Raw genomic sequence first — 22971 nt, forward strand, 5'->3', positions numbered from 1 at the left:
GAGCCGGACAGGGCGTCCGGTGTGGTGATGAAGGAGACAGCGTGGCGACTACCGAGAACGACAACGGCCAGGGCCAGAACACCCACTTCTACATCCTGACCCTGGACCTCCCCGGCCGGCAGCAAGCGAGCTGGGTCGGAGAGTTGATCGTGCGGCCTGGGACGCGGCGCAAGGAGGTCTACGACTACCTGCGCGACCAGATCGCCCAGCAGTACCCCGCGATGGAGCGGGCGAACCCGATCTACTTCGCCCTCGACCCCATCACGCTCTGACGCTTGCCTGATCCGCCCACTTCAGCGCATCGCGCTGCGGAGTGGGCGGTGAAGGGGAGGTGTCAGCCCCGCGCTCCCTCCGCTCGCGAGCGAGACCACCTTCCCCTCGCGCGCGAGCGCCCCGCCCGGTGACTGCAACACCGGGCGGGGCGCCCTCAACTTTCCTTCTCCCAACCCCGGAGCAGCGGCTCCACGCCAATGCAGCCCGCTGCCCCGAGGCCCTACCCGTCTCCTTCGAGAGAACAGGACCCTGTGATGAGAGCGTTCGTCGGCGCCCATGAGGCGCTGAACGAGGATGAGTTCATCGAGCTGGCGTTGGGTACGCCGCTTGAGCTGTGGCTCGGTGTCGAGGACGAGACGCTTGAGGAGCGGGCGGCGCGGCTGGACGCTGGCCGGGACATCCTCGCGGACGACCCCGGCCTGATCGACCGCGTGTCCCACATCGCCGCGCTGGCGATCGAGGAGCACGCCGCCGACCTGTTCGCCCCGGTCGTGCCGCGCCAGGCGGTACGCCGTGGCAGGCGGGCGGTGGCCGCATGACCACGCTGCCTACCCGCGACATGGACCGCGCGCTGTCCGAGGAGTTCGCGGAAGTCCAGAACCAGGTCGCCCGCGCGGACACCAAGGCGTCGATCCTGCTGGGTTCGATCGGCGCGACGCTGGCCGTGGTGGGCACCGCGGGGAGCGCGGTGACGCTGCCGCTGGTCGGGGCAATCGCCGCCAGCACCGGAACCGCTGTTCTGGTCGCCGCGTGCGCGATGCTGCTGTCGGTCATCCGTCCCCGCCTACGCCCGGACGCCCCCGGCACCCTGGCCCACTGGGCGACCCTCACCCCCGAGCAGTTCGCCGCCGACCTGGCCGTCGACCGCCGCACCGAAGCCATCCCCGCGCTGGCCCGTCTCGCCGTGGCCAAGTACACCGCGCTTCAGCGCGCGGTCGACCTCACCCGCACTGGCGGCGCGCTGCTGGCCGTCGCCGCCCTGATCGCGATCGGGGGCGCGCTGTGAGCGAGCCCCAGACGGTGGGTCGCTGCGCTGCGGCTCATCCGGACGACCCGACTGGCTGTGAGGGTGCGGGGGATGTGGTGCGGATCGTGGACCAGCACGGCACGTCCGTGCTGGCCTGCGTCCACCACGGCGCCCGCCTGTACGCCTCGCTCACCGGGCCGCGCGTCTACCCGACCCCCGGGAACGACGGCGCGGCCATCGAGGTCTACAACCGCGCCCAGACCCTCCCGCCGTTCTGCTGGACGACCGAGAAGGGCGGTGGCACGGCGTGAGGCGCGACGTTGCGGCGATCCAGTCCGCTGAGCGGGCACTGAACGTCGGGACGTGGGCGATCGTGTGCGGCGCGATGCTCTACAGCGTCCTGACCGTCACGCCGTTGATGCTGCGGCACACCCCGGCCGGATGGGAGCTGACCGCGCCGATCCTGCCGATCGTGGTCGACGCGGCCGTCGTCATCGTCGTCCGCCTCGACTCCGTGCTCGCCCGGCTGGAGGCCAAGGGCGGCGCGTGGCCGCTGCTGCTGCGGTGGATGACCGGCCTGATGACCCTCGGCCTCAACACCGCCGACTCCGCACTCAAGGCCGATCCGGTCGGCGTGGCCGTCCACTCCGTGGCGCCGCTCCTCCTGATCGTCACGGCGGAGACCAGCCTCGCCTACCGGCGGGCGATCGCCGCCGCACTGGCCCGGATCGACGCGGAGGAGCGCGCCGAGCGCGAGCGTGAACGCTCCGAACAGCAGGCTCGTGAACAGGCGGCCCGCGAGGAGCGCGAGCGTGAACAAGCCGCTGCCGAGCGGCGTGAACAGCAGGCGCGTGAACAGGCTCGGGAGGAACGCGAGCACGCCGCCCGCCTGGAAGCTGAACGCGCCGACCGCGAAGCGGCCCGCCTGCGGGAGGAGCGTGAACACGCCGCCCGGATGGAGCGTGAACGCCTCGCCCACCAGGCGGCGCGGGAACGCGAGGCACGCGAGCACGCCGACCGCCAGCGGCAACAGCAGGACGTGCACGCCCGCCAGGAAGCCGCGCGGCGCGAGCAGGAGCGCCAGGCGCAGGCCAGGCACGCCGCCAACGAGCGGCGTGAACAGCAGGCGCCGCGCCCTGCCCGGCCGGTCGTTCATGAACAGCCCGAGGGCGTTCACGAGGCGCCCGAGCCCGCCACCGATGAACAAGGCAAGGCCGCTGCGGCGACACCGGGGCCGGGGCGTGAACGGGCGAAGATGCCCGAGACCATGGCCCGGAAGGCGATCGTGAACGCCGACCCCAACGCCACCGTCCGGGACCTGGCCCACCTCACCGGCTGGTCAGTCGGCTGGGTGTCTGCCCGCCTCGCTGAGGCCCGCGCCACGACGCCCGCGGCTGAGCCCGCCGGGGTGGCCGGGTGAGCACGGTCCCGGTCTACCGGTGGCGCTTGGCCCCGGACGGTCTGGCCACGCGCCGCCAGCTGCGCGCGCGGGGCCTGCGGCCCGGCGGACAGGAGGTGGCCGGTCAGCTTGAACGGCCCCGGCGGCGCGGGCGCGGGCCGCTGGTGGCCTACCTCTACCGCGTCGACCTCGCTCAGCCTGTGCGGCCGATGACCCCGGCCAAGTGGCGCGCGATCACCGCCGCGCTGGCCGCGCGCCGCACCTGCCCCGAATGCCGCCAGCAGCAGGAGTACTGCATCCCCACCTCGATCGGCGCCTGCAACAGGTGCGACTCGTCGGCCGGTTCCACGACGGCCGCGTGACAGGGCCGCCGGTCTGATGCGGGCCGGTCGCTCCCACCTCCCTGTTTCCCTTCTCTGTGAGGAGTTCCTGTGTCTCAGGCACGCCCCCGTCCCATGCCGGTGCCGCCCCGGCCAGATGATCCCCCGAGCATCGGCACGCCGCCCCCGTTCGCCGCCGAGCGGCCCGTGGACGCGACGGGGCGGGCCGACGCCCGTCGCGCCGATCGGAAGCGGGCCCGCCTTGAGCGGGCCGCTGCTCAGCCGATCGTTCGCCAGCGGTCGCGTTCCACGCACCGCGAGCGGACGCGGAACCGGTCGCTGACCATCAACATCAACAAGAACGGCAACGTTGCCCGGGCGGCCGGTTCGACGGTCGGCCAGAGTGCCACGGGCCAGGCCGCCGGCACGCCGGGTGCGGAGTTCATGACGAACGAGGACATCCGGGCGTTCTCCGAGCACCTGCGCAAGCAGGGCCGGAACCGGGCCGTTGAGCGCGGCATGGACTACGAGCACCTGGTGCAGGTGCTGCGGCACATCCCAACCTCGGACGGCTCCCTGGCCGGGGCGCGGATGCGTGCCCGCCGGGTGGCCCGGCATCTGCGGGCGATCGCGGCGGCGGAGAAGGTCATCGCGAAGCAGGCCGCGGCCCTCTACGCGTCGTTCGAGCGCGAGTTCGAGTCCGACCTGCGGAAAGTCGGTAGGGCCCGCGCCACTCAGCAGCCGCGCGCCCCCTTCACCTTCGGCTGAAAGCCACCTGACCACCGCCGACACCACCACTGACAGGAGTACTTCGGTGGCTGACACGCCCAAGATTGCGAAACTCTTCCTCGCCCCGCACACCCGGCCTTGGGCGGCGTTGGTCGCCGAGGTCCCTGCCAGCGTCGCCACGCACATCGTGTGGGGCGACTCCCCGGCCGCCGCGGCCGCGATGACGCTCGCGGCCGGTGGCCTGACGGTGGCCACCTGGGTGGCCAGCAAGGGAACCGCGGCGATTCGCCGGGCCCTTGCGACGCTCTCCACGGGCGCCGGCACCGGCTATCTGCTGGTGGCCACCGTCACCGACCCGTTCGACCCCACCCTGATCTCCACGCTCGGCATCGGCGGCGCCGCGCTCGCCGGCACGTGGAACGTGGTCACCGCCCTGAAGGTCCGCGACGCCGCTGGTGGCCGCAACGAGACCGGCGTGCTGGTCAAGTCGATCGGGGAGGCCCGCGCCAAGCTCCGCAAGAAGCCGGACGTGGAGCCCAACAAGGTCACGGCTCCGCTGCAGTTGGACGGCATCACGCCGCGCGAGCTGGGCAACCGGATCGAGGCCATGGCCGTCGAGCTGGGCATCTCGCCCACCAGCATCCGGATCCTGCCCGACCCGGAGCGGGCCGACCGGCCCGAGTTGGTGATCGTGCCGCAGGACATGCTCAAGGAGTCGACCCCGTGGCCGGGGCCGTCGAACCTCGGTGGCTCCGTCACGGACGCCATCCCGATCGGCCCCTACGAAGACGGCCAGATCGCCGAGCTGTGGCTGCCCGCCGACCTGGCCACCGGCCGCAACGCCACGCACTTCGGCGTGTTCGGCATGAACGGATCGGGCAAGTCCGCCGGGTGGTCGGTGGTGGTGACCGAGGTGCTGACCAAGCGCGACGTCATCGTCTGGGGCGCCGACCCCTCCAAGGGACAGCAGACGTTCGGCCCGTTCATGCCGTACATGGACTGGTGCGAGACCACGATGGCCGGGGCTGAGGCCATGGCCGAAGCGCTCCCGCACGTGATCACCGCGCGGGCCGACCTGATGGGTCGGTACGGCTTCAAGAACTGGACTCCGGAGGTCTACGAGAAGCTGGGCATGCCCTACATGGTGGCGTGGTTCGAGGAGTCCGCGAAGCTCTTCCGCGCCGGTGACGTCGAGATGGAGGGCATCGTCCAGGAGGCGCGTTCCGCCGGCATCACCGTCGAGCTGAGCCAGCAGCGACCGTCGTCAACGAGCATGCCGACCGACGTCCGCGAACAGCTGGGCGGCATCCTCTGCTTCGGCGTCAAGGGCTCCACGACCGCCGACATGGCGCTGCCCGAGGACGTTCGCGACGCCGGGGCCCGCCCGGAGGCGTGGGAGAACCGGCGGCCGGGCTACGCCTACCTGGTGGCCCCCGGCGTTCCGGAGGAGCGGTACGCCATGCCGCTACGGACCTACAACATCACCGACGAGCAGATCGCCGGCACGCTCGCCATCGCCCCGCGCCCGTGCGCCGACCCGGTCACGGCGACCGCCGCCGGCCCGGCCTACGCGGGCCGCACCCGCCACACCGCCGACACCACGACGATCGCCGCCCCGCAGGAGGCCGCCGTGCGCACCGCGCAGGACCAGGAGGACGAGCGCGAAGCCGCCCTCGACGCCCGGGTGGAGCGCGCGGTGATGGAGGCCGCCGGCCTCGCGGACGACGGCACCCCGGACCCCGACGTGGACCCGGACCGCGAGATCCCGCCCGTCGAGGCCGACCAGGTCTGGCCCCTCGGTGCGCCGGACACCGCACGGGCGCCCCGGCGGCGCCTGACGCCCGGCGAAGCCGAGGGGGAGTTGCTGGCGATCCTGGAGGAGTTCCGCCAGGAAGACCGCGAGCTGATCGGCCCCCGGGACTTCTCCCCGTTCTGGGGCAAGGACGGCCGCCTCAACCGCTCCCGGGCTTGGCTGAGCGAGCAACTCGGTGACCTGGCCGACGCCGGCATCCACCTCGCCGAAACCGACAGCGAAGGCACCTACCGGCTGCTCTACCCCGAGCCCGCCAACGCCTGACACCCCCGCTGACCTGCACTGACACCTCCTGACACCCCGCTGGGGTGTCAGGAGGTGTCAGAACGGGGTGTCAGCGGTGTCAGAACGGGTGTCAGAACGCCTGACACCCCGATCCACCTATAGCAACGCGTGCGCGCGCACGAAGCGGCGCGCGTTCTGACACCCCGTTCTGACACCGGCCCCCGGAGAGGAACGGAAACCCGTGAAACCCCGCGCGGCACGCGTCCTGGCCGCCGCCTTACGCGCTTGGACCAACCCCACGCCGCCGCCCGACACGGCCGCCGCCCGGCTGGTGATCCGCCAGCCCGACGACTGGGCCCACACCGCCACGATCAACCTCACCAGCGGCCACACCGACCGGCTGATCGGGCTCATCCGGCGCGACGTCGCCGACCACACCCCCCGCACCTGCACTCCTGAGCAAGCCGCCGAAGCCATCCGGCACCACCTCGCCTACTGCTTGGCCGCCGGCCACCACGCCATCCGGCACGCCGACCTGCTCGACCTCGCTTCGCGAACCGGCCAGAGCAAGACCTGGCTGGCCCACCACATCACCGAGCTGATCGACGGCGGCCACCTCCGGGAGACCTGGTGGCGCCCCGGCACCTACCGCATCACCACCCCACCCACCTGGGCCATCCGGCCCGGCATCACCGCAAGGAGGCCACGCCGGTGAACCACAACCTCCCCCACCACATCCCCCAGACCTACGCCCAGCCCCAACCCACCGCTGCCCCCGCCACCGCGATCGAGCTGGCCGCCGAACGCGGCGTCGTCTGGGTCCCCGACGCCTACGGCCGCGGCATGGTCCCCATCACCCGCGACCTCGCCCCCGCCATGCCCGAGCCCACCCCGCCCCGCGACCTCACCCCCGAGCCGCTGATCGACCCCCGCGCACAGATCCTCGTCGGCGGCGGCGCCGGCATCGGCCTCGCCAGCTTCGGCATCGCCCACCTCGTCAGCGCCCTCACCGCGTTCGGCACCGCCGGCCTGGCCGCCACCGCGCTGCTCATCCTCGCCGCGAAGATGCCCGGCCGTCGTGCCACGGGCGGTGGCGACACCCACATCACCCAGCACATCACCGCCACCGGCTGGTTCGGCAAGCCCAACGGCACCATCAAACACCGCTGACTGACGGCCGCCTGCGCGGCCCCGACCCAACCGGGTGGGACCGCGCGGGGGACCGGACAGACCGGGCTCACCACGTCACGAAGGAGATCAGGTGGACGAGTTGGAGTGCCACTCCGAGTTCATCGACGGCTCGTGGACCTACTGCGGCTGTCCCGACTGCGACCAGCGGGAGTACGAGGACAGCGAGTTCGACACGGAGTTCTGACCACGCCCGGGGCAGCGGCTCCACGCCAATGCAGCCCGCCGCCCCGGGTCCTACCCATTCCCTTCGAGAGAACAGGACACCTCCCATCATGCTCTACGAGCAGTCGGCGGCGCTGCTGAATGCCGCACTCGCCACCGCCGCCCGCGGCTGGCCCGTCATCCCCCTCCGCCCCGGGGACAAGCGCCCCGCCGGACACTCCGAGGCCACCTGCCCCCGGTCCGGCCGTTGCGCGGGCGGGCACGTGAAGCCCGAGCAGCGCGCCACCCTCGACCGCGACCTGATCCACGCCGCGTGGTCCCACCGCCCCTACAACGTCGGCTTGGCGACCGGCCCGGCCGGGTTGATCGTGGTCGACCTGGACGCGCTGAAGCCCGGGGATGAAGCGGACACGCCGTGCGGCGTGACTGCCTTCAAGGCGCTCTGCGAGCGCGCCGGACAGGCCGTCCCCACCACCTACCGCGTCCGGACCGCCGGTGGTGGGCAACACCTGTACTTCCGGGCCCCGGCCGACGTGCGGCTGCCCAGCACCAAGGGGAAGCTCGCCCGCCGGATCGACACCCGCGCGTGGGGCGGGTACGTCATCGCCCCCGGCAGCATCGTCGGCGGCCGGGCGTACGAGGTGGCCGACGCGGCGCCGGTCGCGCCCCTGCCCGAGTGGCTGCTGACCCTGCTCACGCCGCCCCTGCCGCCGGCACGCCCGGCGGCTGTCGCCGTGGCAAGCGGCACCCGTGCCGAGCGCTACGCCGCTGCCGCGCTGGCCAGCGAAACCCACGCCGTGGCCACCACGGCCGAAGGTGGGCGGGACGAGGCTCTGCTGCGGGCGGCGCGCGCCCTGGGCCGCTTCGTCGCGTGGGGCGACCTGCCCCGTCACGTGGTTGAACAGGCTCTTCAGGAGGCGGGCGAGTCCACCGGACTCCCGGCGGGGCAGTGCCGCTCCACCATCCGCAGCGCCCTGAACTGGTCCATCACCCACAATCAGCGGACCGGCAGGCGGGCGTCGGCATGAGCACGCACCCCGCCTCGCCCCACCTGAAGAGCATCCCCCACACCGACCGGCCGACCGTCGCCGAACCGACCCCGGCCACGACCGACCGGGGGCGCCTGGAGGATCGTCGGCCGAAGGCCGTCCCTTCTGGTTCTGGCACGCAGCGGCGCGACGGCCGCCGCCCCGTCGCCTGGCTCCACGTCTTCGCCCCGCCCAACTGGCAGGTGGTCCCCACCGCCCGGTCGTGGTGCGAGTGCGGCCGGGACGAACGCGCCGTCGGCCGCCGCAAGGTCCTGGCGCTGATCGCCGAGCACAACACCCACCGCGACGCTTGCCCGCTTCGCACCGCCAAGGAGAACGCCGCATGAGCACACAGCCTGTGGACGGCGCCGCGCTGCTCAACGAGGTGGAAGCCTTCCACCGCCGCTTCAACGCCTTCCCCAGCGAAGCGGCCTACGTCGCCGTGGTGCTCTGGAACGCGCACACGCACCTGCTCGACGCCTTCGACTCCACCCCGCGGATGGCATTCCTCTCCCCCGAGCCGGGCAGTGGCAAGACCCGAGCACTGGAGATCTCCAGCACGCTGGTCCCCCACCCCATGCACGCCGTCAACGCCTCCCCACCCGCGCTCTTTCGGGCGGTCGCCGACCAGGCCGGGCGGCCCGTCATCCTCTTCGACGAGATCGACACCGTCTTCGGGCCCAAGGCCAAGGACAACGAGGACCTGCGGGGACTCATCAATGCCGGGCACCGCCGCTCCGGCGTCTCCTACCGCTGCGTGGGCGACGGCGGCGCACAGTCCGTGGTCGCCTTCCCGAGCTACTGTGCGGTGGCCATGGCCGGACTCGGCAGCCTCCCCGACACGATCATGGCCCGCAGCGTCATCATCCGCATGCGCCGCCGGGCCCGTACCGAGAAGGTCGAGCCCTACCGCACCCGCGTCCACGAGCCCCAAGGCAACGCCCTGCGTGACCGGCTCGCCGAGTGGGCCAGGAGCGTACGCGAGCAGATCGAGGGTGTCTTCCCCGAGATGCCCGAAGGCATCACCGACCGCCCCGCCGACGTCTGGGAGCCCTTGCTGGCCGTCGCCGACGCGGCCGGCGGGGACTGGCCCGAGCGCGCTCGCGCCGCCTGCGTCGAATTGGTCAACGCGGTGAGCACCGACGACCGCGCCTCCCTTGGCGTCAAGCTCCTCGCCGACCTGCGTGACCAGGTGTTCCCCGGCGAGACCGCCGTCTCCACCGTCGAGATCCTGCACGTGCTGAACAACCTCGACGAGTCCCCTTGGGGCGACCTCGACGGGCAGCCCCTGGCTCCACGACGCCTCTCGCGGATGCTCAAGGAGTACGTCACCGGTCAGGGCAAGCCCATCGCCCCCCGCACCCTCCGGATCGGCGGACAACCCACCAAGGGCTACCACCGCGACGACCTCACCGACGCTTGGGACAGGTACTGCCCCCCACCTCCGGAGACTCCGGTTACATCGGTTACGGCACCCGCCGCACCCACCCTGATCAGCGCTGATGCCGTAACCGAAGCGAGCGGCCGTAACCGACACACGCTCGGCAGCACCGGTAACGCCTCCGGCCATGAGTAACCGCACCGAACCGGTTACGCCGCACTCCCCGGTTACACCTACAGGCCGTCTGAGCTGCGGCGTTACCGCTGTAACCGATGTAACCGACACCGAGGAAGCAGAAACCCACCTCCGCAGGAGGAACGCCGTGAAGCTCGGCACCCAGCAGGACGCCCGGACCGCCCTCCGCGGTGGCCTCCCCGACCGCTACCTCACTCCCGAGGACCTGGTCGTCCTCTTTCAGCTCGAAAGTGTCGAAACCCTCTACGCCTGGCGCAAGAAGGGCCACGGCCCCAAGGGGTTCCGCATCGGTAAGCACCTTCGCTACGACCCCGCCGACGTGCGCGCGTACGTGATGCAGCAGAAGGCCAGCGGCAACGCAGCCGCCTGACGACAACCACCGCACCTCCCAGCAGGGGTGGGCCGCGATCGCGGCCCACCCCTGCCCTTTGCACGCCAGGAGGAACGGCCCATGGCAGGCCACATCCAAGACCGCTGGTACAAGGACGAGAAGCAGGAAGACGGCACCACCAAGCGGGTGAAGACCGACCGCCACAGCACCGGCCTGCGCTACCGCGCCCGGTACGTCGGCCCGGACGGCACCGAGAAGTCCAAGAGCTTCCCGGACAAGCAGAAGCGACTGGCTGAGCAGTGGTTGATCCGCACGGCGGCCGACATGGCGAGCGGGCAGTACATCGATCCGCGGGCCGGTCGCATCACCTTCCAGCAGTACGCGGAACGGTGGGTCGGGACGCTGACGACCGACGACAACAGCCGCGCCGCCGCTGAGCGTCGCCTGCGACTGCATGCGTACCCCTACGTCGGGACTCGGCCGATGGGGTCGTTCCAGCCGGGGCACATCCGCACCTGGCTGAGCAGGCTCGAAGAGGAGGTGCCAGCCGCCTCGCACCGGCTCATCATCTACGGAACGGTCTCCTCGCTGTTCAACGCCGCCGTCGACGACGGGCTGTTGCCCAAGAACCCGTGTCACGCGCGGTCCGTCAAGGCACCCCAGCCGGCACCCAAGCGGGTGGTCCCGTGGACCATGGCTCAGGTCCGCACGGTGCGCGCGAGCCTCCCCGAGCACCTTCGGGCGACCGTCGACGTGGGCGCCGGATGCGGGCTGAGGCAGGGCGAGATCTTCGGCCTGCCGGTTGACGCCGTGGACTTCGACGGCGGATGGATCGCCGTGCGGCAGCAGCTCAAGCGGATCAGGGGCAAGTTCGTCTTCGCCCCACCGAAGCGGGGCAAGCTGCGCGACGTGCCACTGCCCACCGTCGTGGCCCACGCGCTCAAGACCCACATGGAGGACTTCCCGCCTGTCGAGATCAGCTTGCCGTGGGTGAAGCCGGACGGGCCCCTGGTGACGAAGCGGCTGTTCTTCACGGGCAGCAGCGGGAGCTACCTCCGGGCGAGCAACTTCGACGACCACAAGTGGAAGCCGGCTGTGGCCGCCGCTGGGCTCATCCCGCAGGCGGCGAAGGGTGAGCGGTACGAGTCCGCGCGGGAGCACGGCATGCACGCGCTCAGGCACTTCTACGCCTCGGTCCTGCTCGACGCCGGGGAGAACATCCGGGCCCTGAGCCAGTACCTCGGGCACAGCGACCCGGGGTTCACACTGCGGGTGTACACGCACCTGATGCCGAGCAGTGAGGGGCGTACGCGGAAGGCCGTGGACGCGGCATTCGGCTCCGCCTGATCAGAACGACCAACGCGCGCGGCACCGGGGTATGCGATCGACCAGATCGCCTCAGAAGGGCTGAGATGAGGTGCCTCAAGGAACGTCGCATTGGAACATCGCATTGCAACATGCCCCAGCAACTTGATTGAATTAGATGCGTCGAATGAGGACGGCCCCTCTGAAAGAGGGAACGCCAACTCCGGTTCGGCCTCTGGACCAGCCCCTTGAGGGCGGACAGAAGTGGGTGCGCCGTGGCAGCACAACGGGCCCCTGCGGACCACGCCCTCCCAATAGCAGTGGGAGGGCGTGGCCGCTCTCAGCGGCTGCGGAGGATGGTCAGCAGAATGAGGACCGTCCAGTAGCTCCACCGAGCCAACTCGGGTCGCCTACGTCGCGCCTCACTCCGCAGCACCCACCACATGTGTCGCCACCGCTGCATCTGATGTCCTCCCATAGGAGTCCCGGGAGCTCCCCGCCTTGGGGCCCGGGGCCCCAGGGCCCCAAGTGGCTTTCCCGGCGCACCGGATGCATTGAGGGTCACCCTAGCGAGCACTACGTGCAGCATCCAATCCAGTCCGGAAAGTTTTTTTGGATTACTGCATGTGGAACGGCCCACAGACGGCCCAGAGAACCAAATCTGGCCTAGCTCTGGGCCCTTTGGCCTGGTCAGAGCCTCACCGTGCCAAGCCTCGGGGATTCCATCTACTTCTACCCGATCTACACCGGCACCGAGATCCCGGTCGACGGCTGGCGGGCCCGGATGTGGCTGGACACCTGGGTGTAGCCCCACCCCGGTTGATGTGGACACTTCGTGGGACGCGACCATGGGCGGCATGACCTACGGGGAGACGAGCGGTCCGGTGGGGTGTCCCGGGTGTCGGACGTGGGAGAACCTGCCGGTGGCCGAGGCGCGGGTGGACGAGCGGGGGCGGCGGGAGAGGCTGCCGACCCGGCTGGCGATCGCGCCGGCCCCGGGCGGCGACCGGTTCACGCACGCCGTGGAGGGCGTCCTGATCGCCGTCGTCGCCGGCGCCGCCGGGGCGTACTACGCCGAGGAGCGTGACCTGCCGTGGCTCACGGCGGTCGGGGCCGTCGCCGCGGTCCTGATCCTGGCGGCCACCTTCGCCATCGTGCGCGGCGAGACCCGGGACGAGCGCCGGGTGCGGGACGGCAGGCCGCGGGCGGACGCGCTCAGCGCCGGGGCGCGCTACTGCTTCCGCTGCCGGGGCGTGTTCCACCTTGAGGCCCACTGGCCGGGGGTGCTGACCCCGGAGCAGTTCCGGCACCACGTCTGGACCGGCGCCGGCTACGGCGACCAGCTCGACGGGGCAGCGAAGCGGGCCGGGGCGTCCTGACCGCCCGTCAGGAGAGGCCGGGCTCGGCCGGCAGGTCGAGGGGGCGCTTGTAGTAGGCCCAGGGCGAGTCGAAGTCGGTCGGGACGATCAGTTCCCAGCCCTGCTCGACCATCCGGCGGCGCCGGCGGCGGGTGGGCCACCACAGGCGCTGGTGCTCCCACTGCCGTGGGGAGGACTCGACGAGGTGGTGGAGGTGGCCGTAGTCGACGACGTGCCAGCCGCGGCGGCCCGACTCGGCCAGGGCGTCCATCTCGTTGAAGGCGTTGAGCGGCGAGAGCACCCGGCGGTGCGCGCCCGGGTCGGCCGGCGGCGGGGTGGCGGCCGGGGTGCCGAAGCGCTGCTGCGCGGCCTGCCGGCTGATGCCGAGGAGCCGGCCGACGACCTCCCAGCTGTGTCCCGCGGCGCGCGCGCCGTTGATGGACTGGCGCAGCAGCCGGCTGGTCTCCTCCGCGGCGACCCGGGAGGCGGCGACCATCAGCAGGTGGGCCGAGGGGTCGCTGCCGAGGCCGGCGCGGCCCTGGGCGCGGACGGCGAGCACCGCCTCGGCGACGGCCTCGCGCAGCGCGGTCTCCTCCGCCTCGGTCAGGCCCTCGGCGGGCGGTTCGGTCATGCCCGGTCCTCGCCGTCGCGCGGTTCACCGGTGGGCGGGAGCGGTTCGAGCTCGTCGAGGCGGGCGGCGTCGGCCCGGGCCCGCGTCGTCCTGGCGGCGAGCGCGATCCCGGCGGCGAAGATCGTCAGCGCGAGCGCGCCGAGCGGGATCAGCATCAGGTCGCTGTCCACCACCGTCTGGAGGGCGAGCAGGGCGCCGAAGGCGCAGAGGAGTGCGGAGAGCAGGGCAAGTCCGGCGGCCGGGTGGGGCGTTGGTCGGCCGTCTGGTCCAGGGGTCGGTTCCATGCGTCAAGGTTTCCTTGACGTTTAAGGGATTGTCAAGAAATCATTGACACGCTTCCGGTGGGGTCGCCGCCCCCACCGTGACACCGGGCTGCGGTCAGCGATACCAGGGGTAGCGGGTAGGCTGCCCGGACGGACGCCTCGCAGAGGCGCTCATGGGGTGATCGAGGGGTAGGGCAGATGCGGAGCGGACAGCGTGTCGCCGTCATTGCCGGGACGTGCGCGGCGGTCGTCTCGGTGCTTGGGTTCGGGGCCTACAGCCTGCTCGGCGGCGAGAGCGAGGAAGGCGAGCGGGGCAACGTCGCCGCCACCTCGGACGAGGAGCCGGGCGAGGGCGTCGAGTCCGGGCCGCCGAGCGCGGAGGAGGTCCTCCAGGCCTCGGACGCCTTCCTGGAAGCCTGGGCCGCCGGCGACGCGGCCGCCGCGGCCGAGCTGACCGACGACCCCGAGGCCGCCACCGCGGCGCTGACCTCGCTCGTCGAGGACGCCGCCGTCTCCGAACTCACCGTCACGCCCGAGGCGCCGAGCGGCGAGCGGGTCGCCTTCACCGTGGACGCGGTGGTGGCCTACGAGGAGGACGAGGCGGTCGACCCGGCCGACTGGAACTACTCCTCCGAGCTGACCGTCACCCGGGACGCCACCACCGGCGAGCCCGTGGTCGACTGGGAGCCGACCGTGCTGTACCCGGGCCTCGCCGAGGGCCAGTCCATCGTCACCGGACCGGCCGACGAGCTGCCCCCGGTCGAGGTGCTGGACGCCACGGGCGCCGCGCTCACCGCCGAGGACCACCCGACGCTCGCCCCGATCCTCGACGACCTGCGCGAGCGGTACGCGGAGCAGTCCGGCGGCAGCGCGGGCGCCGAGACCAGGATCGTGGACGCCGAGGGCGAGACCGTCGAGCAGTTGCTGGCGCTCGCCGAGCCCACCGCCGGCGAGGTGCCCACCACCATCGACCCCACCATCCAGGCCGCGGCCGAGGCCGCCGTCGCCGGCAAGAGCAACGCCTCGGTCGTCGCCATCCAGCCGAGCACCGGCGCCATCCAGGGCCTCGCCAACTCGCCGGCCGACGGCTTCAACACGGCCCTCGAAGGCTCCTACGCGCCGGGCTCCACCTTCAAGATCGTCACCGCCTCGCTGCTCATCGACGAGGGCCTGGCCTCGGCGAACGCCCAGCACCCCTGCCCGCAGTACTTCGAGGTCGGCGGCTGGCGGTTCCAGAACCTCGACGAGTTCGAGATCGAGGGCGGCACCTTCGCCGACAGCTTCGCCGCCTCCTGCAACACCGCCTTCATCAGCCAGGCGCCCGAGCTGTCCGACGACGCCCTCGGCAACCAGGCCCGCGACGCCTTCGGGCTCGGCATGACCTGGCAGGTCGGCACCACCACCATGGACGGCGCGGTGCCCACCCAGTCCGACGCCCAGATGGCCGCCTCGCTGATCGGCCAGGGCGGGGTGCGGATGAACCCGATGACCATGGCCTCGGTCTCCGCCACCGTCCGCAACGGCGGCTTCCTCCAGCCCTACCTGGTCCCGCAGTCCTTCGACGACCGCGAGTTCGCCACCGCCAACGGCCTGAGCGCCGCCACGGCCGGGGAGCTGCGCGGCCTGATGAACCGCACCGCGACCAACGGCACGGCGGCCGAGGCGATGGCGGGGCTCGGCGGCGACATCGGCGCCAAGACCGGCTCCGCCGAGGTGGACGGCCAGGACAAGCCCAACGCCTGGTTCACCGCCTACCGCAACGACCTGGCCGTCGCCGCCGTCGTCCCCAACTCCGGCCACGGCGGCAGCAACGCGGGCCCGGTCGTCGCGGACGTCCTGCGCGCAGCGCCGTAGCTCACCCTGCCCCCAGCGCCGCGACCAGCCGGCGACGGTCAGCCGCACACGTTGCTGACCGTCGCCGGCTGGCTCACGTTGAGGGCCCGGTACCGGGTGTCGGTCCAGCCGAAGGTGGGCCCCGTGGCGGCGATCGACAGGGCGTTGATGTCGGTGCCGTACCAGGTGTGGGCGAACGCGCCGCGCGCCGTCAGCGTCTTGCAGCCCCCGCCGCTGCCCTCGAAGACCAGGGCCGAGCGGCCGGTGGCCACGTTCATGTCGGTGGCCGACTTGGCCGGGGTGATCAGGAAGCCGACGCCGAAGGCGTTGACCGCGGCGGCCGCCTCGCTGCTGGTGTTGGGGTACTCGTCGGTGGCACCGCTGTGGTGGACCACCTGGAGGATCGGGGTGACCGCCGAGTCGAACCAGGTCGTGACGGCCTGGCGGCCCGTCATCGGGTAGGCGGGCAGGGCCTGGAAGGCCCAGTCGGTCATGGCCACCCAGCGGTCGCGGCCGTTGACGGTGGCGATCCGGTACACGTCGGGCGTGGAGACCACCAGGGCGGACGTCGGCGGCACCTCGGTCGCCGCGCTGACCCGCACCAGGCACGCCTCCTCGGCGAGCGCCGCGTCGATCTCCGCCCGGCCGCCCCCGGCCGCCTCCAACGCGTCGACCCGCGCCAGCAGCCGCTCGGCGCCCGCCGCGTCGTCCAGGGAGATCGCCGGGACGCACCCGGACGGCGGAGCGCCCGCGGCGGCGGCCGCGGCCGGCGCGCCGCCGAGCGCGAGGCCCACAAGGGCTGTCAACAGGGCCCGCAACAGGGTCTTTCCCGGCTCGCGTCGCACCATCGCCTCCCGGTTCTGATCACCTTGTCGACATAACCATAGCCCCGACTCCGCAAATCGGTTGCCGCCCCGGCGGCCGTCTGTTGTACTCCCCCGGCCACCACCAGGGGCACCAGGGGCACCAGGGGCACCAGGAACACCAGGAGAGAGGAGTCGGAGATGAGGACAGCGTCCGCGTCCGCGAAGCAGGGAACCCCCTTCGAACCAGAGGACCTGACGCTCTGTGAGCACACCCGTCTTTCTCAACCTGGGCATCCTGGCCCACGTTGACGCCGGCAAGACCAGCCTGACCGAGCGGCTGCTGTACGACGCCGGCGTCATCGACGAGGTCGGCAGCGTCGACGCCGGCAGCACCAGGACCGACTCGCTCGCGCTGGAGCGCCGGCGCGGCATCACCATCAGATCGGCCGTCGTCTCCTTCGCGCTCGGCGACCGCACCGTCAACCTGATCGACACCCCGGGTCACCCGGACTTCATCGCCGAGGTGGAGCGGGTGCTCGGCGTGCTCGACGGCGCCGTGCTCGTCGTCTCGGCCGTCGAGGGGGTGCAGGCCCAGACCCGCGTGCTGCTGCGGACGCTGCGCCGGCTGCGCATCCCCACGCTGCTCTTCGTCAACAAGATCGACCGCTCCGGCGCCCGGCACGGCGCGCTGCTCGACGAGATCGCCCGCCGGCTGAGCCCCGCGGTGGTCCCGATGGGCGCCCCGCGCCGGCTCGGCACCCGGGACGCCGTGTACGCGCCGTTCGACCCGGCGGAACCGGCCTTCACCGCCCGCCTGTCGGAGGTGCTGGCCGAGCACGACGACGCGCTGCTCGCCGCGTACGTCGACGAGGACCCCCGGCGGCTCGCGCCCGACCGCCTGCGGGCCGCGCTCGCCGCCCAGACCGCCAGGGCCCTGGTCCACCCGGTCTTCTTCGGCTCGGCCATCACCGGCGCCGGCACCGAGCAACTGGCCGCCGGTATCCGGGAGTTCCTGCCGACCGCGGGCGGGGCGCCCGACGGCCCGCCGGCCGGCACCGTCTTCAAGATCGAACGTGGTCCGGGCGGCGAGAAGGCCGCCTACGTCCGGATGCGGCTCGGAACGGTGTCGGTGCGCGACACGCTGCGCTACGGCCGGGACGGGCAGCGCGAGGCGAAGGTGACGGGCGTCGCCGTCTTCGAGCACGGCGCGGCCATCCGCCGCGAGGCGGTGACGGCCGGCCAGATCGGCCTGCTGACCGGCCTGGGCGACGTCCGGATCGGCGACGCCGTCGGCGCCCCGGGACGCGTCGCCGACCCCGTCCCGCACTTCCCGCCGCCGTCTCTGGAGACGGTGGTCGCCCCCGTACGCGCCGCCGACCGGGCCGCGCTGCACGTCGCGCTCAGCCAACTCGCCGAGCAGGACCCCCTGATCAACCTCCGGCGGGACGAGCTCCGCCAGGAGATCCATGTCTCGCTCTACGGCGAGGTCCAGAAGGAGGTCATCCAGGCCACGCTGGCCGAGGAGTTCGGCATCGAGGTGGTGTGCCACGCCACCACGACCCTGCACGTGGAGCGGCTGACCGGGGTCGGGGAGGCGGCGGAGTTCAAGGGCAGGGACGACAACCCGTTCCTGGCCACCGTGGGCCTGCGGGTCGAGCCGGCGCCGGACGGCGCGGGCGTGACCTTCCGGCTCGGCGTCGAACTCGGCTCCATGCCCTACGCGTTCTTCCGGGCCGTCGAGGACACCGTCCGCGAGACCCTGGCGCAGGGCCCGCACGGCTGGCCGGTCCCGGACTGCGTGGTCACCATGACCCACTCCGGCTACGCGCCGCGCCAGAGCCACGCGCACGCCATCTTCGACAAGTCCATGTCCAGCACGGGCGCCGACTTCCGGCTGCTGACCCCGCTGGTTCTGATGACCGCGCTGCGACGGGCCCGCACCGTCGTCCACGAGCCCCTGCACCGGTTCCGGATCGAGGCCCCCGAGGCGACCACCGGCGTGCTGCTCCCGGTGCTCGCCAGGCTCGACGCCGTGCCGCACACGACGGCCAACAGCGGGGACCTGGTGGTGATCGAGGGCGACATCCCGGCCGCCCGCGTCCACGACCTGGAGCAGCGGCTGCCGACGCTGACCAGCGGCGAGGGGCTGCTTGAGGCCGCCTTCCACCGCCACCGCCCGGTGCGCGGCCCGGCGCCCGAGCGGCCACGGACCGACGCCAACCCCCTCAACCGCAAGGAGTACCTGCTGCGGACGGTGCGGCGCGTCCCGGGCGGCGGCTGAGCCCGTCGGTCAGCCGGCGTCCGCGGGCGCCCCCCACCGAACCGTGGTTCGACAGCGGTGACGCCGGAGCCCGGCGCCCCGAGCCCCCGAGGGGGTTCGGAGCGCCGGGCTCCCTTCACGACTCCCGGTGTGCGGCTCGAACGGCCGGGATCGACGCGGCTCAGCTGACGCTTGCCGGCTCCCGCTCCTTCTCGAGCGCGTCGCGGCCCTTGCCGTTCGCCTTGAGGTACTTCTCCAGGGACTCCCCCTCCACGTCGACGTTGGGCAGGATCCGGTCCAGCCACTTCGGCAGCCACCAGGCGCGCTCGCCGACCAGGCCCATCAGGGCCGGGACGATGGTCATCCGGACCACGAAGGCGTCCAGCAGGACGGCCGTCCCGAGACCGAAGCCCATCATCTTGATCATGTCCTCGGTGGCGGTCACGGCGAAGCCGGCGAACACGCTGATCATGATGGCCGCGGCGGCGGTGACCACCCGGGCGTTGAGCCGGAAGCCGGTGACCACGGACTGGTGCGAGCCCTCGCCGTGGACGTGGGCCTCCCGCATCCGGGTGACGAGGAAGACCTCGTAGTCCATCGCCAGACCGAAGATCACACCGATCATGAAGATCGGCATCATCGACATGATCGGGCTGGTCTCCTCGACCCCGATGAGGCTGGCGGCCCAGCCCCACTGGAAGACCGCGACGACGGCGCCGAGCGCGGCCAGCACGGAGAGCAGGAAGCCGAGCGCGGCCTTCAGCGGCACCAGGATCGACCGGAAGACGAGCACCAGCAGGATGAACGCCAGGCCGACCACCAGCGCCAGGTACGGCACCAGCGCGTCGTTCATCACCTGGGAGAAGTCGCTGTTGATCGCCGTCGTGCCGGAGACGTACATCTGCACGCCGGTCTCGGCCTCGAAGTCGGGCGCGAAGTCGTCCCGCAGGTGGGACACCAGGTCGGTCGTCTCGGTGCTGGCCGGGCTGGAGCCGGGGAAGGCGTTGACGATGGCGACCGTGCCGTCCTCGTTGGGCACGGCCGGGGTGGTGGCCACCACGTCGTCGTAGCCCTCGAGCTCCGAGCGCAGGGTCTCGGCGGCGGCCGTGAGGTCCGTGCCGTCACCGCCCTGGAGCACCATCATCAGCGGACCGTTGAAGCCGGGGCCGAAGCCCTCGCTCAGCATGTCGTAGGCCTGGCGCTGGGTGGTGTCCTCGGGTTGGGTGCTGTTGTCCGGCAGCCCCAGTTCCATGCTGGCCACCGGCACGGCCAGCACGCCGAGGCCGAGAACACTGGCGACCAGCACCATGGCCGGGCGCCTGAGTATCCAGCGGGACCAGCGGGCGCCCGCGTTCTGCTTGCCGTCGGCGGGGACCGGGGCCGGAACGCCGGTCTCCGGGTTGGCCTTGCGCACCCGGCGACCGAAGATCCGCTTGCCGACCATGCCGAGCACGGCGGGGACCAGGGTCAGCGCGATCAGGACGGCGATGACGACGGCGCCCGCGGCGGCCAGACCCATCTTGGTGAGCATCGGGACGTTGACGACGGCGAGGCCGGCCAACGCGATGACCACCGTCAGGCCGGCGAACACCACGGCCGAACCGGCGGTGCCGACGGCACGCCCAGCGGCCTCCTCGCGGCTGTGTCCTTCGACCAGCTCGGCCCGGTAGCGGAAGGCGATGAAGAGCGCGTAGTCGATGCCGACCGCGAGGCCGATCATCGTCGCCAGGATGCCGGTCTCCCCGGAGAGGCCCAGGGGGGCGGCCAGGGCGGCGATGCCCAGCGAGCCGATCACGACGCCGATCAGCGCGGTGAGCAGCGGCACGCCGGCGGCGATCAGCGAGCCGAAGGTGAGGATCAGCACGACGGCCGCGATCCCGACACCGATCAGCTCGGCGGCGCCGCCCAACTCCGCCGGCCCCATGGCGACCTCGCCCTGGGCCTCGACGGTGAGCCCGGTGCCGTCCTCCGCCAGTTCCATGGCGTCGAACAGCTCCTGCTGCATCTCCTCCGTGATGTCCTCGTAGGAGGCGTCGTACTCGATCTCGGCGAAGGCGGTGCGCCCGTCCTGGCTGACCTGACCGGAGCCCTCGACGAACGGGTCGTCCACCGAGATGACCAGGTCGGCGCCCTGGAGCGCGGAGAGGGTCTCGCGGACGGCGGCCTCGTTCTCCGGGCTGGTGAGCTCCTGGCCCTCCGGGGCCTGGAAGACGACGGTGGATCCGACTCCCTCGGCGTTGGCCGCCGGGAACTCGCTCTCCAGCAGGTTGAGGGCCTGTTCGGTCTCGGTGCCCGGCAGCGAGAAGGATTCCTCAGGGGGATCGCCGGCGGTGGAGGCGGCGGTGCCGATGGCGACGAGCAGCACCAGCCAACTCAGTGCCATCCACCAGCGCCGCCGGAAGCTCAGCCGGCCGAGTTTGTAGAGAAAGGTGGCCACGGGGCAGGGTCTCCTGTCCGGGTGTCGTGGTTTGATCGTGATCGGGAGATGAGATTTGTCAGCTCATGCCACGAGACGCGGCGCCGGCCGGGCAGGGTGAGCCACCTGGGCAAAAAGTGACTCAGGTCACATTTCCTGCCTCTTGTCGTCCTTCGGTGACTTGCCGCTGTATTCAGCGAGCCGAAGCATGGACCCGTGAGCGACGAATCCAACTCATCTGCCGACGCGTATCCACGCTTCCCGCACGTGCACGGCGACTCGCTGTGCTTTGTCGCCGAGGACGATCTCTGGCTGGCCCCCTTGCCAGCCCCCGGCCGGACGTCCGAGCGGGCCTGGCGGCTGACCGCCGACCGGACCCAGGTCGGACATCCTCGATTCTCCCCCGACGGAGACCTGATCGCGTTCACCAGCTGGCGCACCCTGGATCCCGAGATCCACCTGCTGCCGGTCGGCGGCGGCCCGGCCCGCCAGCTGACGCACTGGGCCTCCTACGACACGCGGGTCCGTGGCTGGACGCCCCCCGACGCGTCGGGCGAGAGCCGCGTGCTCGCCGTGAGCTCGCACAACCAGCCGTTCTCCCACTTCACCTGGTCCTACACGGTGCCGACCGTCGGCGGCCCGGGCGAGCAGCTGCCGTGGGGACCGGTCGCCGACATCGCGGTCACCGGCGCCGGCGCGGACCGCCGCACCCTGCTGCTGACCGGCAAGGCGCCGCACGAGCCGGCCGCCTGGAAGCGGTACCGGGGCGGCGCGACGGGCAAGCTCTGGTACCACGGCACCCGGCTGCTGGCCGATCTCGCGGGCCACCTCGACTGCCCGATGCTGGTGGGTGACCGGGTCGCCTTCCTCTCCGACCACGAGGGGGTCGGCAACCTGTACTCCTGCCGACCCGACGGCACGGAGCTGTGGCGGCACACCGACCACGACGCGTACTACGCCCGCCACGCGGCGACGGACGGCCGGCGGGTCGTCTACCAGTGCGGGGGCGAACTGTGGCTGGTCGACGAGCTCACCCCGGGGTCACGCCCGCGCCGCCTGGACGTCCGCCTCGGCGGCCCGCGCACCGGCCGCCGCGCCTTCCAGGTGCGGACGGCCGCCAACGTCGACGCCCTCGCCGTCGACGCGACGGGCCGCGCGAGCGCGGTCTGCGTGCGGGGCGCGCTCTACTGGCTCACCCACCGCGACGGCCCGGCCCGCGCGCTGTCCGCGACGACGGGCGTGCGGGTCCGGCTCCCCGAGATGCTGGGCGACACGGGCCGCATCGCGTACGTCACCGACGCCTCGGGCGAGGACGCCATAGAGATCGCCCACCTCCCGCGCGCCAGCGGCGACACCGAGCCGCTCCGCCTCACCACCGGCGACCTCGGCCGGGTCCGCGAACTCCGCGCCTCCCCCGACGGCGAACTCCTCGCCGCCGCCACCCACGACGGCCGCCTCCTCCTCATCGAGGTCCCCCCGGCGGACGAGACGGAGGAAGAGCCGGACGCGCCGCAGGCGCGGGAGGAGCCGGGGGCCGCCGGCTCGGCGGAGGCCGTGCCCGGCCCGCCGACCGGCCCCGAGCCGGGGCCGGCGGCGGCCGACACCGGCCTCCCGGCCGACAACCTCCCCACCCCGGCCACGACCGCCTCCGGCGCGGTGGTTCCCGGGCGCCAGGCCGCTGGCACGGCCGAAGGCGGCCGGCCGCGGGCATACGGCGCCGAGGCTGCCCGGCCCTCCGCCGACGCGGCCGCGCCGCAGGCGCCGACTACCGGCGGAGCCGGCCCGGTGGCCGGGCCGGTCGTGGCCGCGCCGCAGGCACGTGGCGCCGAAGGCGCGCAGCCGGCCGCCGGCGAAGCCGGGGTCGCGCCCGGTCAGGCCGCCGGCCAGGCACCGGGCACCGAAGGCACGCACCCGGCCACCGGCGCAGCCGAGCACCAGCCCAGCACCACCGCGCCGCAGGCGCCGGCCGCCGGCGCAGCCGGAACCGCAGCCGGCGGAGCCGGCCCGGTGGCCGGGCCGGTCGTGGCCGCGCCGCAGGCACGTGGCGCCGAAGGCGCGCAGCCGGCCGCCGGCGAAGCCGGGGTC

22 protein-coding genes and 1 pseudogene are annotated in these 22971 nt (G+C 72.5%); 19 read left to right on the plus strand and 4 right to left on the minus strand.

The window, feature by feature from the left end:
• Positions 1-41 precede the first annotated feature (41 nt).
• The 16 genes from ACFWI8_RS21205 (at position 42) to ACFWI8_RS21280 (ending at position 12698) form a co-directional block, all read left to right on the plus strand.
• Positions 42-272, plus strand: coding sequence for a hypothetical protein (locus tag ACFWI8_RS21205; RefSeq protein WP_387093776.1), 231 nt, complete (start codon positions 42-44; stop codon positions 270-272).
• Positions 273-527: 255 nt separating this feature from the next.
• Complete coding sequence (locus ACFWI8_RS21210; protein WP_387093779.1) at positions 528-812, plus strand: hypothetical protein; 285 nt, start codon at positions 528-530, stop codon at positions 810-812.
• On the plus strand, positions 809-1279 hold the full coding sequence (locus ACFWI8_RS21215) for a Pycsar system effector family protein (RefSeq protein WP_387093782.1): 471 nt from the start codon (positions 809-811) through the stop codon (positions 1277-1279). The genes ACFWI8_RS21210 and ACFWI8_RS21215 overlap by 4 nt, the downstream gene beginning before the upstream one ends.
• Before the next feature lie 74 nt (positions 1280-1353).
• Entirely contained in the window at positions 1354-1551 is a 198-nt protein-coding gene (locus ACFWI8_RS21220; protein WP_387093784.1) for a hypothetical protein, read from the plus strand.
• Complete coding sequence (locus ACFWI8_RS21225) at positions 1548-2660, plus strand: DUF2637 domain-containing protein (protein WP_387093786.1); 1113 nt, start codon at positions 1548-1550, stop codon at positions 2658-2660. Before ACFWI8_RS21220 ends, ACFWI8_RS21225 begins: the two co-directional genes overlap by 4 nt.
• A complete protein-coding gene (locus ACFWI8_RS21230; protein WP_387093789.1) occupies positions 2657-3001 on the plus strand; it encodes an RRQRL motif-containing zinc-binding protein in 345 nt (114 codons plus the stop codon). Before ACFWI8_RS21225 ends, ACFWI8_RS21230 begins: the two co-directional genes overlap by 4 nt.
• A gap of 69 nt (positions 3002-3070) precedes the next feature.
• Complete coding sequence (gene traA / locus ACFWI8_RS21235) at positions 3071-3727, plus strand: plasmid transfer protein TraA (RefSeq protein ID WP_387093791.1); 657 nt, start codon at positions 3071-3073, stop codon at positions 3725-3727.
• A 46-nt stretch (positions 3728-3773) separates the two neighbouring features.
• Positions 3774-5765 (plus strand): conjugal transfer protein TraB, encoded by a 1992-nt coding sequence (locus tag ACFWI8_RS21240; protein WP_387093794.1) that lies wholly within the window; start codon positions 3774-3776, stop codon positions 5763-5765.
• A gap of 202 nt (positions 5766-5967) precedes the next feature.
• The gene (locus tag ACFWI8_RS21245; RefSeq protein ID WP_387093797.1) at positions 5968-6441 is read left to right on the plus strand and encodes a hypothetical protein; all 474 of its coding nucleotides are present in this window, start codon (positions 5968-5970) and stop codon (positions 6439-6441) included.
• Positions 6438-6896: a hypothetical protein gene (locus ACFWI8_RS21250; RefSeq protein WP_387093800.1), complete on the plus strand. Its 459-nt coding sequence runs from the start codon at positions 6438-6440 to the stop codon at positions 6894-6896. The genes ACFWI8_RS21245 and ACFWI8_RS21250 overlap by 4 nt, the downstream gene beginning before the upstream one ends.
• Positions 6897-7189: 293 nt before the next feature.
• On the plus strand, positions 7190-8107 hold the full coding sequence (locus ACFWI8_RS21255; RefSeq protein WP_387093803.1) for a bifunctional DNA primase/polymerase: 918 nt from the start codon (positions 7190-7192) through the stop codon (positions 8105-8107).
• On the plus strand, positions 8104-8454 hold the full coding sequence (locus tag ACFWI8_RS21260; protein WP_387093805.1) for a hypothetical protein: 351 nt from the start codon (positions 8104-8106) through the stop codon (positions 8452-8454). The genes ACFWI8_RS21255 and ACFWI8_RS21260 overlap by 4 nt, the downstream gene beginning before the upstream one ends.
• Positions 8451-9683 carry a DUF3631 domain-containing protein gene (locus ACFWI8_RS21265; protein ID WP_387093807.1) on the plus strand — a complete coding sequence of 411 codons (1233 nt, stop codon included), beginning with the start codon at positions 8451-8453 and terminating at the stop codon, positions 9681-9683. Before ACFWI8_RS21260 ends, ACFWI8_RS21265 begins: the two co-directional genes overlap by 4 nt.
• A 127-nt stretch (positions 9684-9810) precedes the next feature.
• On the plus strand, positions 9811-10053 hold the full coding sequence (locus tag ACFWI8_RS21270) for a helix-turn-helix transcriptional regulator (protein WP_387093810.1): 243 nt from the start codon (positions 9811-9813) through the stop codon (positions 10051-10053).
• A gap of 81 nt (positions 10054-10134) precedes the next feature.
• Entirely contained in the window at positions 10135-11361 is a 1227-nt protein-coding gene (locus ACFWI8_RS21275; protein ID WP_387093813.1) for a tyrosine-type recombinase/integrase, read from the plus strand.
• A gap of 815 nt (positions 11362-12176) precedes the next feature.
• Complete coding sequence (locus tag ACFWI8_RS21280; protein ID WP_387093815.1) at positions 12177-12698, plus strand: hypothetical protein; 522 nt, start codon at positions 12177-12179, stop codon at positions 12696-12698.
• Positions 12699-12705: 7 nt separating this feature from the next.
• On the opposite strand, the gene ACFWI8_RS21285 is transcribed toward ACFWI8_RS21280, so the two are convergent.
• Together ACFWI8_RS21285 and ACFWI8_RS21290 are read right to left on the minus strand one after the other, a co-directional pair.
• Positions 12706-13308, minus strand: a complete 603-nt coding sequence (locus ACFWI8_RS21285) for a hypothetical protein (protein WP_387093817.1) — start codon at positions 13306-13308, stop codon at positions 12706-12708.
• Positions 13305-13592, minus strand: a complete 288-nt coding sequence (locus ACFWI8_RS21290; RefSeq protein ID WP_387093820.1) for a hypothetical protein — start codon at positions 13590-13592, stop codon at positions 13305-13307. The genes ACFWI8_RS21285 and ACFWI8_RS21290 overlap by 4 nt, the downstream gene beginning before the upstream one ends.
• A gap of 177 nt (positions 13593-13769) precedes the next feature.
• Here ACFWI8_RS21290 and ACFWI8_RS21295 point away from each other — a divergent pair, with 177 nt between their 5' ends.
• Complete coding sequence (locus tag ACFWI8_RS21295) at positions 13770-15425, plus strand: penicillin-binding transpeptidase domain-containing protein (RefSeq protein WP_387093822.1); 1656 nt, start codon at positions 13770-13772, stop codon at positions 15423-15425.
• A gap of 38 nt (positions 15426-15463) precedes the next feature.
• Here ACFWI8_RS21295 and ACFWI8_RS21300 read toward each other — a convergent pair whose 3' ends face one another.
• Positions 15464-16252, minus strand: coding sequence for a hypothetical protein (locus ACFWI8_RS21300; protein ID WP_387093824.1), 789 nt, complete (start codon positions 16250-16252; stop codon positions 15464-15466).
• A gap of 220 nt (positions 16253-16472) precedes the next feature.
• Here ACFWI8_RS21300 and ACFWI8_RS21305 point away from each other — a divergent pair, with 220 nt between their 5' ends.
• Positions 16473-18491, plus strand: coding sequence for a GTP-binding protein (locus ACFWI8_RS21305; protein ID WP_387093827.1), 2019 nt, complete (start codon positions 16473-16475; stop codon positions 18489-18491).
• Between the two features lie 160 nt (positions 18492-18651).
• On the opposite strand, the gene ACFWI8_RS21310 is transcribed toward ACFWI8_RS21305, so the two are convergent.
• A complete protein-coding gene (locus ACFWI8_RS21310) occupies positions 18652-20907 on the minus strand; it encodes an MMPL family transporter (protein ID WP_387093830.1) in 2256 nt (751 codons plus the stop codon).
• A 195-nt stretch (positions 20908-21102) separates the two neighbouring features.
• Between ACFWI8_RS21310 and ACFWI8_RS21315 the strand changes: the two are divergent.
• A pseudogene (locus tag ACFWI8_RS21315) lies at positions 21103-22971 on the plus strand (peptidase S41); the annotation flags it as partial.

Origin of the sequence: Streptomyces sp. NPDC127098 (assembly GCF_042722465.1) — a bacterium.
In the GTDB taxonomy this organism is placed as follows: Bacteria; Actinomycetota; Actinomycetes; order Streptomycetales; family Streptomycetaceae; genus Streptomyces; species Streptomyces millisiae.